General features: G+C 59.7%; 10 protein-coding genes. 4 read left to right on the top strand and 6 right to left on the bottom strand.

Features of this window, described 5'->3' with window-relative positions; genetic code table 11:
* The first annotated feature begins 9 nt into the window (after nt 1-9).
* Together AC07N8_RS20945 and AC07N8_RS20940 are read left to right on the top strand one after the other, a co-directional pair.
* Nucleotides 10-822, top strand: a complete 813-nt coding sequence (locus AC07N8_RS20945; protein ID WP_483842724.1) for a gamma-carboxygeranoyl-CoA hydratase — start codon at nt 10-12, stop codon at nt 820-822.
* Complete coding sequence (locus tag AC07N8_RS20940) at nt 822-2771, top strand: acetyl/propionyl/methylcrotonyl-CoA carboxylase subunit alpha (protein ID WP_493145347.1); 1950 nt, start codon at nt 822-824, stop codon at nt 2769-2771. The genes AC07N8_RS20945 and AC07N8_RS20940 overlap by 1 nt, the downstream gene beginning before the upstream one ends.
* Before the next feature lie 39 nt (nt 2772-2810).
* On the opposite strand, the gene AC07N8_RS20935 is transcribed toward AC07N8_RS20940, so the two are convergent.
* Nucleotides 2811-3452: a LexA family transcriptional regulator gene (locus AC07N8_RS20935; RefSeq protein WP_483842722.1), complete on the bottom strand. Its 642-nt coding sequence runs from the start codon at nt 3450-3452 to the stop codon at nt 2811-2813.
* A 129-nt stretch (nt 3453-3581) separates the two neighbouring features.
* On the opposite strand from AC07N8_RS20935, the gene AC07N8_RS20930 reads away from it, so the two are divergent.
* Together AC07N8_RS20930 and AC07N8_RS20925 are read left to right on the top strand one after the other, a co-directional pair.
* Nucleotides 3582-3923 carry a DUF6124 family protein gene (locus tag AC07N8_RS20930; RefSeq protein ID WP_483842721.1) on the top strand — a complete coding sequence of 114 codons (342 nt, stop codon included), beginning with the start codon at nt 3582-3584 and terminating at the stop codon, nt 3921-3923.
* 483 nt (nt 3924-4406) lie between these two features.
* Nucleotides 4407-5558 (top strand): M14 family metallopeptidase, encoded by a 1152-nt coding sequence (locus AC07N8_RS20925; protein ID WP_493145345.1) that lies wholly within the window; start codon nt 4407-4409, stop codon nt 5556-5558.
* A 52-nt stretch (nt 5559-5610) separates the two neighbouring features.
* Here the strand turns inward: AC07N8_RS20925 and AC07N8_RS20920 are convergent, their stop codons facing one another.
* The 5 genes from AC07N8_RS20920 to AC07N8_RS20900 all read right to left on the bottom strand — a co-directional run bounded on the left by AC07N8_RS20920 (nt 5611) and on the right by AC07N8_RS20900 (nt 11107).
* Nucleotides 5611-6156: a cytochrome b gene (locus AC07N8_RS20920; RefSeq protein ID WP_123432298.1), complete on the bottom strand. Its 546-nt coding sequence runs from the start codon at nt 6154-6156 to the stop codon at nt 5611-5613.
* Nucleotides 6153-7247, bottom strand: coding sequence for a catalase family peroxidase (locus tag AC07N8_RS20915; protein WP_493145338.1), 1095 nt, complete (start codon nt 7245-7247; stop codon nt 6153-6155). Before AC07N8_RS20915 ends, AC07N8_RS20920 begins: the two co-directional genes overlap by 4 nt.
* A 123-nt stretch (nt 7248-7370) precedes the next feature.
* Nucleotides 7371-8135 (bottom strand): enoyl-CoA hydratase-related protein, encoded by a 765-nt coding sequence (locus tag AC07N8_RS20910; RefSeq protein ID WP_493145337.1) that lies wholly within the window; start codon nt 8133-8135, stop codon nt 7371-7373.
* Between the two features lie 48 nt (nt 8136-8183).
* Nucleotides 8184-9509, bottom strand: coding sequence for a ferredoxin reductase domain-containing protein (locus AC07N8_RS20905; RefSeq protein ID WP_483842717.1), 1326 nt, complete (start codon nt 9507-9509; stop codon nt 8184-8186).
* Nucleotides 9506-11107 (bottom strand): amino acid adenylation domain-containing protein, encoded by a 1602-nt coding sequence (locus AC07N8_RS20900; protein WP_493145333.1) that lies wholly within the window; start codon nt 11105-11107, stop codon nt 9506-9508. The genes AC07N8_RS20905 and AC07N8_RS20900 overlap by 4 nt, the downstream gene beginning before the upstream one ends.
* Between the last annotated feature and the right edge of the window lie 230 nt (nt 11108-11337).

The following is an 11337-nucleotide window of genomic DNA, read 5'->3' as shown; positions in this document are numbered from 1 at the left end:
GAGAAAACCATGAGCGACTTCAAGACCCTCGAACTGCTGACCGACCCACGGGGTTTCGCCACCCTGTGGCTCAGCCGTGAAGAAAAGAACAACGCATTCAATGCTGAAATGATCCGCGAACTGATCCTCGCGTTGGACACCGTTTCCAGCGACGCCAGCCTGCGCTTTTTGCTGGTGCGTGGACGCGGCAAGCATTTCAGCGCCGGCGCGGACCTGGCGTGGATGCAGCAATCGGCCGAGCTCGATTACCACACCAACCTCGACGACGCCCGGGAACTGGCGGAGTTGATGTACAACCTCGCCAAACTGAAAATCCCGACCCTGGCCGTGGTGCAAGGCGCCGCGTTCGGCGGTGCGCTGGGCCTGATCAGTTGCTGCGACATGGCGATTGGCACCGACGACGCGCAGTTCTGCCTGTCGGAAGTGCGCATCGGCCTGGCGCCAGCGGTGATCAGCCCGTTCGTGGTGCAAGCCATCGGCGAGCGCGCGGCCCGCCGTTATGCGCTGACCGCTGAACGCTTCGGCGGGCAACGGGCGCGGGAAATCGGTTTGTTGTCGGAAAGCTATCCGGCTACCGAGCTTGAGCAAAAAGTCGAACAGTGGATCGACAACCTGCTGCTCAACAGCCCCGCCGCCATGCGCACCAGCAAAGACTTGTTGCGTGAAGTCGGGCACGGCGCGCTGACCCCGGCCCTGCGCCGTTACACCGAAAATGCCATCGCCCGCATCCGCGTCAGCCCTGAAGGTCAGGAAGGCCTGCGTGCCTTTTTGCAAAAGCGTCCGCCGAGCTGGCAAGCCCCCACCACCAAGGAGCCGCGTTGATGAGCGCACCTGTTCTCACCACCTTGCTGGTGGCCAACCGTGGCGAAATCGCCTGCCGGGTCATGCGCACCGCCAAGGCCCTGGGCCTGACCACCGTGGCCGTGCACAGCGCCACTGACCGTGAAGCGCGACACAGCCGTGAAGCGGATATCCGCGTCGACCTCGGCGGCAGCAAAGCCGCCGACAGTTACCTGCAAATCGACAAGCTGATTGCGGCAGCCAAGGCCAGCGGCGCTCAGGCGATCCATCCGGGTTACGGCTTTTTGTCGGAGAACGCCGGGTTTGCCCGTGCGATTGAAGACGCCGGCCTGATCTTCCTCGGCCCACCCGCCTCGGCCATCGACGCCATGGGCAGCAAATCCGCCGCCAAAGCGCTGATGGAAACTGCCGGCGTGCCATTGGTACCGGGTTATCACGGCGAAGCGCAGGACTTCGACACCTTCCGCGACGCGTGTGAGCGCATCGGTTATCCGGTGCTGCTCAAGGCCACCGCCGGCGGTGGTGGCAAGGGCATGAAAGTGGTCGAGGACGTCAGCCAGTTGGCGGAAGCCCTGGCCTCGGCGCAGCGTGAAGCAAAATCCTCCTTCGGCGACTCACGGATGCTGGTGGAGAAGTACCTGCTCAAACCGCGCCATGTGGAAATACAGGTTTTCGCCGACCAGCATGGCAACTGCCTGTACTTGAATGAGCGCGACTGCTCGATCCAGCGTCGCCACCAGAAAGTCGTCGAAGAAGCACCTGCGCCAGGCTTAAGCCCAGAGCTGCGTCGCGCCATGGGCGAAGCGGCCGTGCGTTCGGCGCAAGCCATTGGTTATGTCGGCGCCGGCACCGTGGAGTTTTTGCTGGATTCGCGCGGCGAGTTTTTCTTCATGGAAATGAACACGCGACTGCAGGTAGAGCACCCGGTCACCGAAGCCATCACCGGCCTCGACCTGGTGGCCTGGCAAATTCGCGTGGCCCGTGGTGAAGCGTTGCCGATGACCCAGGACGAAGTGCCGCTGATCGGTCACGCGATTGAAGTGCGGCTATACGCCGAGGACCCGGCCAATGATTTCCTGCCGGCCACCGGGCGTCTGGAACTGTACCGTGAATCGGCCGAAGGCCCGGGACGTCGGGTCGACAGCGGTGTTGAAGAAGGCGATGAGATTTCGCCGTTCTACGACCCAATGCTCGGCAAGCTGATTGCCTGGGGTGAGGATCGCGAACAGGCGCGGTTGCGCCTGTTGAGCATGCTTGATGAGTTTGCGATTGGCGGACTCAAGACCAACATCAACTTCCTGCGCCGGATCATCGCGCACCCGGCGTTTGCCGCGGCAGAACTGGACACCGGGTTTATCCCGCGCTTCCAGGAGCAATTGTTGCCCGCGCCGTCGGACCTCAGCGATGCATTCTGGCAAGCGGCCGCCCAAGCGGTTGCTCAGAGCAAGGTCGCTTCACCGCGTGCAGATGACGTCAGTTCGCCATGGGCCATCAGCAATGGTTTCCGGGCTGGATTGCCGAAAGAAATCACTTTGCACTTGAGCTGCGAAGGCCAGGATCGCGCGTTGACCCTGGGCGATGTCTGCACGGCTCAGCTTAAAGGCGAGCAATTGCTGACCGAGCTCCACGGCGTACGCCGCCAGCACCGGGCGATCCGCCGTGGTGACTCGGTTTATCTGCAATGGGAAGGTGAACTGCGCCGCATCGAATCCTACGACCCGATCAGCGCCGTCGAGGCCAGCCACAGCCATCAGGGTGGGCTCACCGCCCCAATGAACGGCAGCATCGTGCGTGTGCTGGTGGAGGCCGGGCAAACGGTCGAAGCCGGGGCGCAATTGGTGGTGCTGGAGGCGATGAAAATGGAGCACAGCATTCGTGCGCCCCACGCGGGTGTGATCAAGGCCTTGTATTGCCAGGAAGGCGAGATGGTCAGCGAAGGCAGTGCATTGGTCGAACTGGAAGAAGCGTGAAATGAAGATCGGTCCTACGTTCTACGAGGACCGATCTGATTAGAATTTGGCCGTTGCCTGAACCACTACACCGAGAATTCGACATTCATCGGTGTAAAGGGCCTTCGGATACGTCGGATTGAGCGGGACCAGGTAACGCTGCCCGCCCTCTTCGATCAGCTTGCGAAACGTCGCCTCGGTGCTGTCCGACCACTGCGCGATCACCAGCTTTCCGGGCTCGGGCACGATGGCCGGATCCACCAGGATCATCATGCCCTCGGCGATGCTCACGCCCGTGGGCGCCGTCATCGCATCGCCCACGACCACCAGCCAGAACGCCGCGCCCTGGGCATGGTAATCCGTCAGTTCGAAGCGCGGCTTGCCGTAGACGGCCAGCTCACCGTCACGCACCTGCATCGGCTCGCGCCATTCACTGACCGGGTAACGGAAGTACGGGTTGTACTTGTGCGTAAGGCAAGGCTCGTCGTCCTGCAAGACCTCGCGAATCACCATCGCCACTTCCAGAAAATCCATCCCGAGCGCGCGCAAGACACGATTCATGTCTTGAATGCTCGGCTGACGGCGTTTATTCAGCCAGTGACCCACGCCACCCTGGGACATCTCCAGGCGGTCGGCGAGTACTTCTTGAGTGACTTTGAGGTCACTCATCTTGGCTTTGACCAACTCAATCCATTTATCCATGTGCGGCACGATACGTGGGGTACTCCGACCAACAAAACACAACTTGTAGTATTTAAATTCCAGTCACAAATACAGTTCGTACTAGGATGGATTCACGGATCTGAATCTATCACGGAGCTTGCCATCGTCATGACGTTACCCAGCAATGACCTGCCAGATATGCAAATCGATACCACGCTGACCTCGCCCAAAGGCAATGCCGCCGCACAGCGAGCGCTGGATTATTACTTGAAACCAACTGTGTCCGAACCCGCTGCAACGGAGCGGTTCTTCGATGTGAACCCGGGTATCAGCGCAGAAGAAGCGCTGGTTCATGCCTCGGATTTGTTGCGATGCGCCGCGGCGACTGCACATGAATCGGCCAGCAACCTGAACGGTCCGAGCCGCGACCTGGCCTATTCGACGGTGCACATGATCGACATGGCCAAGGCGATGATCGATCGGTCTTTGCAAGAGCATCGGAACGCATGAAACGGGCGAGCGTTTTGGGAGGACAGGAAAGAGTTTTCCTATCGAACAGATAAAATCATTTGACTTGCAAACGAGAATGATTATTATTGCATGCAGCTGGTCGCGAGATCAGTCGATTGTCCAAGTGACCTTAGGTCGGTCTCCTGGACTATCTCCTCATCAGGCTAATCACGGTTTTTAACCCGGCTTTTTGCCGGGTTTTTTTTTGCCAGTTATTCTGGCTTTTACCTTCAGGCTAATGAAGTCTTTGGGTGCTGCAAATTCGATGGCGCGGATAATATCAAAAGAATATCGATTGGCAAGAGAAGCCCGGCATCATTGGGCCAAACGAATGTAAAAATAGCACTTGAGAATCAATCGCACAGTCACTAAGCTGCGTCGGCGTCATGGAGGACGCCCCCTCTGCACCCCGCAATTTCCCTCGGTTTCCCCCCTGCCTTGCGTGTAAAGTAGCCGCCATAAAATCATATTCAGGAACCGACTATGACCGTGGCCAAATCTTCCTTCGACATCAGTGCAAACTTCGACAGCGGCAACATTGAAGTGCTGGACATCAGCAACCCGCTTCAAGCGCTGCTGGCCATCAAGCCCGACACTCGCAGCCCACACTTTCAATGGTTCCACTTCAAGGCCAGCGGTCTGCACGTGGGTCAGGAGCATTGGTTCCGTCTGAACAACGCCAGCAAGTCCTCGTACAACAAAGCCTGGGATGGTTACCAGGCTGTTGCGTCGTACGACCACGTCAACTGGTTCCGCGTACCGACCATTTTCGAAGGCGACTGCCTGCGCTTCAGCCTCGAAGCTACCGCCACCCACGCCTGGTTCGCCTATTTCGAACCTTACAGCCGTGGTCGTCATGACTGGCTGATCGAGCAGGCACTGACCAAGGCCGGCACCGAGCTACTGGCCACCGGCAAGAGTGTTGAAGGACGTGACATTCAATTGCTGCGCAAAGGCACCGGTGCCGAAGGCCGACGCAAGGTCTGGATGATCGCGCAGCAACACCCTGGCGAACACATGGCCGAATGGTTCATGGAAGGCGTAATCGAGCGCCTGGAAAAACACGACGACCCGGTGATGAACAAACTGCTGGCCAGCGCCGACCTGTACCTGATACCGAACATGAACCCGGACGGCGCCTTCCACGGTCACCTGCGCACCAACGCCATGGGCCAGGACCTGAACCGTGCCTGGCAGAGCGCCAGTCAGGAGATCAGCCCGGAAGTGCTGTTCGCGCAACAGCAGATGGAAAAATATGGCGTCGACCTGTTCCTCGACATCCATGGCGATGAAGAAATCCCATACGTGTTCACCGCTGGTTGCGAAGGCAACCCGGGCTTTACGCCGCGCATCGAAAAACTCGAAGAGCATTTCCGCAGCCATCTGAAACACCTGACCAAGGATTTCCAGACCAAGCACGGCTACACCCGCGACGAGCCGGGGAAAGCCAACATGACCCTGGCCTGCAACAGCGTCGGTCAGAAATTCGACTGCCTGTCATTGACCCTGGAGATGCCGTTCAAGGACAACGACGATGCTCCGAACGCGCTGACAGGCTGGTCCGGCAAGCGCTCCAAGCAATTGGGCAAAGACGTGCTGACCACCGTCGCCGACATGATCGATACTTTGCGCTGATTACTCGGTTCATGTAGCCGTTGGCGCTGACTGCGCCAGCGGCTACAACAGATCAGCCGCGATCCTTGCCCCGCAACATGCTGTCCAGCACATCATCGCGTCGCACCCAACCGTGAAACAACGCTGCCGCCAAATGCAGCAGCACGGTCAAAAACAGCAGATACGCCAGATACCCATGCGCCTTGCGCAAAAACGCAAACACCTGCGCATTGGCCGGCAGGATCGATGGCAACTGGAACGAGTTGCTGAGCATCACCGGATCACCCGCCGCCGAAATCATTGCCCAGCCGAGCAACGGCAAGACGAACATCAAGGCGTACAGCAAGACGTGCGAGGCCTTGGCCGCCAGCGCCTGCCAGCTCGGCAAGTCTGCCGGCAACGGCGGTTGTTGCGTGGAGAAACGCACGAACAAACGCACGATCACCAGCAGCAGAATCGCAATGCCCAACGGCTTGTGCAGATGGATCAGCCACTCATGGCGCTCGGACACCGAGGCCACCATCCCCGCGCCGATAAACAGCATCGCAATGATCATCAGCGCCATCAGCCAATGCAGCAGCCGCGCCAACGGCGCGAAATGGTTCGGTTGGGCGCTCATTGTTGAGCCTCCTGTTTAGCGGCGGGCAACTGACTGACTTCACTGGTGCGGCGCAAGTAGGAACTGGCGTAACCGGCTGAACGAGCCGCGAGCAACGGGTCGTCGGAACCTTCGATGCCGTTGGGTAATACGAGCGGATCGTAGTTGATGTCGCGGCACTCTCCATTGAGTTGCGGCTGGGTGCGTTCAAGGACCAGGGTGCCGGCGTTCAGCACTTTGCGACCGTCGGGCCAGGCCTTGCTGGCGTCGTTGACCGGATCCCCCGCGTTGGCCAGCGTCATCATCAACTGCCAACGCAACGGTCCGGCCGACAAGCGCTGAACCAGATCCTTCTCCAGAAAATCACTGCCCTCGGGCGCTGTGGCTCCCGCCGCGTCCTGTGCCACCGGCACCATGTTCCAACGCACCGCCTGGCGTTGACCGGCCGCATTCACCAGGTAGAACGCGTTGACGCTGTTGTACGTCTCGGTCGCATAACTGGCCGACGGCTTGGCGGTTTTGATCCAGGCCAGGAACGGCGCCGTTTCCGGATGAGAACCGAAAAATGCCGGAACTGCCGCAGGGTCAGGTTTACCGGTGGCAGGAAGCGGCGACTGGGCTTGCTGCAATTGATAGAACGCTTCTGGCGTGCCCACGGGGAACACCGGCATGCTGTTCATCCCGGTACGCCACTGCTGGCCGTTGGCCTGGGTGAAGCGCAACGCCATGCTACGAATCGGTACGGCACTGTCCGGCGCGTAAGGATTGCCCGCGGGCAACGCAAAACGTCCAACCACCGGGGTCTGGGCTTCGCTGAACACTTGGGCACTGGAATAGGTGCGTGCTTGGGCCGTGCTTTCGAAATGGCCGATCACGCACACGCCCTTGGCGTGATTGCGCCGGAAACCCGGGTGCACGCCGTTGTTGGTTTCCAGCACATTGATCAGTTTGTTCGGCGTTAGTCGTTGTGGGTCAAAGGTGCCGTTGACGTAGGCAAAGGCCCCGGCCAGCGCGGCGACCACCACGGCAATGCCGGCCAGGCGTAACGTCAGGCTTGCGCCACTCAGCGGTGGCCGGGTGGGCCCGGTTGGCGGTGTTGAGCGATCAACCATGAAAGACTCCAGGGCCATCGGCCACAGGGGGAAGGAGCTATGAGACGAACGTCACGTAGGATTATTCCCCCTGAACTGTAGTTTCTTTCATCGCACCGCGAGCGACGAATGCTCAACCCCCCATCACACGGGGTTGAAACACGCCTCACGTTTATCGAGAAAAGCCTGCATGCCTTCTTTTTGCCCGGGGGTTGCAAACAACCCATGGAACGCCCTTCTCTCGTACAACAGGCCTTCGCGTAATCCGTGCTCCAGCGCACGATCAACCGCTTCGCGCGCTGCCATCGTGGCGGTTTTGGCGAAACCGGCGATGGTCTGCGCCGCCGCCATGGACTCCTCCAGCAGGTCGGCGGCGGCAATCACTCTCGACACCAGCCCTGCCCGTTCGGCCTCCTGGGCAGACATCGGGCGACCGGTCAGGATCATGTCCATGGCTTTCGATTTGCCGATCAGGTGCGTGAGGCGCTGGGTGGCGCCCATGCCGGGCATCACGCCCAGTTTGATTTCCGGTTGAGCAAATCGCGCTGTATCGGCAGCGAAAATCAAATCGCACATCATGGCCAACTCACAGCCGCCGCCAAACGCATAACCGGCGACCGCGGCCAGCGTGGGGGTCCGTAACGTGGCAAAGGCGTCCCACCCGGCAAAATAATCCTCGTGGACCATGTCCAGATGGGACTTTTGGCTCATTTCCTTGATATCGGCACCGGCCGCGAAATAATCCACGGTACCGGTCAGGACGAAACACCCCACGCCTGGATCCCGATCCAACCGTTGCAGGATGTCCAGCAGTTCGCGCATGACCTCATCGCTCAGGGCGTTCCGGGCTTGCGGGCGGTTGAGACGAATCAAGACGACGCGATCATGACGTTCGATCAATGTGTGCATGGTGACCTCTTTGAAAAATGGTTGAAGGGTTAATAGCCAGCGCTCACGTCAGGAATCCCAGATCGCGCCATAGGCCGGAATGCCGCGACTTTCCATTTCCTCGACCACTCGCTGAGTCAGTGTCTGGTTGGAAATGCAGATCACGGCCTCTGCACCGGTCGCTTGAACCGCGTCATAGGCCAGTTGCACCAGATCGGGTTTGCCCAGCACATCGGTGTCCCAGATCAACGCATCGGGCTCGGCCTGGAGAATCTCCTCCACCAACTCGTCACCGTAGGTTTTTCGTGGGTTGCGGGTCGACCAGATCAGATGGATCGGCACCTGCCTGGCAAGCAGATGAGGCAGTACCGGGCCGATACCGCTACCGGTTGCGATATACACCACTGACTTGAACAGGGTTTCGATGTGCGCCACGCCGGCGGTGGTAATGCCTTTGACCCAGACGTGAGTCGGCATTTGTTCGATGAATTCGCCGGTCCAGTCCCCGGCCCGGGAAATGATCAGTCGAAAACCGGCCTGCCCCGGCGTGGGAATGTTGGCAAACGAATGCCATTCCAACAGCGGGTTGAGACTGATGGCGTTGGACGAACCGGCAAACGGCGTGACATGCCCGAACCGGGCAATGACGGCGTGGGATGAAGTCCTGAGTAACTGCACCGGTACTTTGCGCAAACGCAACCATGGCAACGCAATGCTGAACGTCAGCACCATCAGCATCCAGAAGGGCACCGAGGTGGCCAGTACTTCCTGCAGCGGCGCTTGCGGGTTCTGATCACGGGCAAACAGCAGGGTCGAGACCCAAAACAATGCGAGTGCCGTCCAGCCACCGAAGCGGTGAGTGCGCTCGAACCCGTTGTGAAAACGGGAACGAACCCAGGGATGCGCCATGGTCGCCACCAGCAGCAACACCCCCAACAGCCCTGCATTCACCCAAAGCAGCGCGGTCGAAACGCCTCCTTTGCCGTCAATCCAGTGCCAACCCGATGAGCCCAGCAATGCCACGAACCAACCAATGGCGGCCAAGGCGCCGCCACTGTGCAGGCCCCCCAAGTGATAGACCTTGGCCAATGAGCGACGAATCATCAGCGGCCAATGGGTGGGGGCGCGGGTGGCCAGCCAGAACAGCAGATTGATAACGTATTGCTGGCGAATCAAAATCGCCATCGACAGATTCGCCACTACCAGTCCCGCCAGCGTTTCCAGCTCAATACCGGAGGATGTCCACCATTGCCCGGCGTTCAACCCGTGCGCCAGCGCGGCACCATTCAGTACCAGGACCAGTGCCACAAGACGGTTGTAATGGGAAAACCACGGCAGCGTTCCAAGGCGTCGCCACAGCGCACGCTTGGCGGGTAAGCCGCTGGCGGCGCTCATGCGCTCACCTTCGGTACAGCGTTGACATCAAGGTTGGCCTGTTGCGCCTGGGCCAGCAGCAGCCGCTTATCGACTTTGCCCCGTGAAGTCAGGGGAATGTGGTCCACAGCGATGATCAACGACGGGACGCAATAGTAGGCGAGGCGCGCCTCACAGCGACGTCGCGCCGCTTCGATGTCGGTGGACGCAGGACTGACGAAAGCCACCAGATGACGACTATCGAGTTTCAGCGTAACCGCTCGCTCGCAGGCGTCGCACGACTCCAGCACCGCCGACACACTGTCGAGTTCAACCCGAAAACCCCGCACCTTGACCTGATCATCGACGCGCCCCAAGTGTTCGAGCTCGCCCTCCTCCGTCCAGCGCCCCAAGTCGCGAGTACGAAACATCATCCGGTCCTGACCAAGAAACGGATCGGGTCGATAACGTTCCGCGGTGAGTGCCGCATTCCCCAGGTAACCCGCTGTTACGCAATCCCCGCCTGCCCACATCTCCCCTTGCACCCCGATGGCACACGGTCGACCCTCTTCATCAAGTACGTACACCGTGTTATTGGGCGTGGGTTTGCCGATGGTCAGGGGCCTTCCGGCCTGATACCGCTGCATGGTGTTGACGATGGTGGTCTCGGTCGGGCCGCAGGCATTGTAAAAAATGCAAAACGACGACCAGCGATCGGCCAGTGGCTGGGGACACGGCTCGCCGGCAACGGCCACGACCTTGGCCTGATGGCAACGCGCGGGATCGAGTGTGCCGAGAATCGACGGCGTGGCGATCAGCACGTCGCATTGCTCGGCGGTCTGGCCAATGTCTTTGCCCCGGATCATCAACGTCGCGCCATGAGCCAGGCAACCCAGAATCTCCCACGCGGCCATATCGAAGGCGATGTTCAGAATCTGCCCGACCTTGAGCCCGGGCTTCATGCCGAGGTTGCCCGGCTCCGTCAGCAGAATATTGCAGACATTGCGGTGGGTAACCCGAACCCCGTTGGGTTGCCCGGTGGTGCCGGAGGTGAACAACAGGAAGCACAGTTGATCCGCGGTCGTTGACGGCGTACCGGCCACGTTCAATTCGTCCGATGAGGTGGTCGGCACTGCCATGAAATCATCAAGGCAAATGCAGTGCTGCGCCGCTGTCAGGGGAATCTGCGACTCGAGGTTCGACAGCGTCAGCACAAGACGCGTGGCGGCAACCTCCATGATGTGGCGCAATTGCGTCGCGGGGGTGATCCCCACGTGCTGGGGAATGTAGGCCGCGCCCGCCTTCAATACGGCCAACATGCCCACCAGCATGGGGATCGAGCGTTCCACGAACAGGGCAACGTGATCACCGGGCTTGACGCCCTGGCTGATCAACACGGCAGCCAGTCGATTGGCCTGCCTGTTCAATTCGTTGTAGGTGATGGATTCACCTTGCCAAAGGGCCGCAACACCTTGAGGGTGGGTCACGGCGTGCGCTTCGATGGCGTGATGAATCAAGGAGAACGCGGGCTGGACCGTCGGCCCACGACCCATTGTCTGCCAAAGGTCCTGATCAACCGCAGGCGCAGGCATCGACGAATAGGCCAATGCAGGTTTGAGGGTGATTGCGTGCTCTTGCATGTCAAAAATCTCATCGGGCTCAATGTTTAAGCTCAAGACCGGACGGTTGCGCCGAGCCAATTGAGTGGCTGGACGCAATGCCGCTTGCGCTTGCTACGAGGGTTGAGCGACGACGTTTGATGCCATTACATGGATTACAACCAAAGAGGAAAGGTCCTACAAAAAACAGGCGGTGGGATTTTCTTTTACGGCAGAGGGAATAACCTGCGTTAGACGGCGTCTTCCTTGTC

Source organism: Pseudomonas sp. GW821-FHT10C09, assembly GCF_059415465.1.
Note: the sequence above shows the minus strand (reverse complement) of the source record. Positions and strands in the feature narration are given on the sequence as shown.

Excerpts from the sequence above, each read along its gene's own strand:
- AC07N8_RS20930 (WP_483842721.1), top strand. The coding sequence starts at position 3,582 with ATGACGTTACCCAGCAATGACCTGCCAGATATGCAAATCGATACCACG.
- AC07N8_RS20945 (WP_483842724.1), top strand. The coding sequence starts at position 10 with ATGAGCGACTTCAAGACCCTCGAACTGCTGACCGACCCACGGGGTTTC.
- AC07N8_RS20925 (WP_493145345.1), top strand. The coding sequence starts at position 4,407 with ATGACCGTGGCCAAATCTTCCTTCGACATCAGTGCAAACTTCGACAGC.
- AC07N8_RS20915 (WP_493145338.1), bottom strand. The coding sequence starts at position 7,247 with ATGGTTGATCGCTCAACACCGCCAACCGGGCCCACCCGGCCACCGCTG.
- AC07N8_RS20935 (WP_483842722.1), bottom strand. The coding sequence starts at position 3,452 with ATGGATAAATGGATTGAGTTGGTCAAAGCCAAGATGAGTGACCTCAAA.
- AC07N8_RS20900 (WP_493145333.1), bottom strand. The coding sequence starts at position 11,107 with ATGCAAGAGCACGCAATCACCCTCAAACCTGCATTGGCCTATTCGTCG.
- AC07N8_RS20920 (WP_123432298.1), bottom strand. The coding sequence starts at position 6,156 with ATGAGCGCCCAACCGAACCATTTCGCGCCGTTGGCGCGGCTGCTGCAT.
- AC07N8_RS20905 (WP_483842717.1), bottom strand. The coding sequence starts at position 9,509 with ATGAGCGCCGCCAGCGGCTTACCCGCCAAGCGTGCGCTGTGGCGACGC.
- AC07N8_RS20910 (WP_493145337.1), bottom strand. The coding sequence starts at position 8,135 with ATGCACACATTGATCGAACGTCATGATCGCGTCGTCTTGATTCGTCTC.
- AC07N8_RS20940 (WP_493145347.1), top strand. The coding sequence starts at position 822 with ATGAGCGCACCTGTTCTCACCACCTTGCTGGTGGCCAACCGTGGCGAA.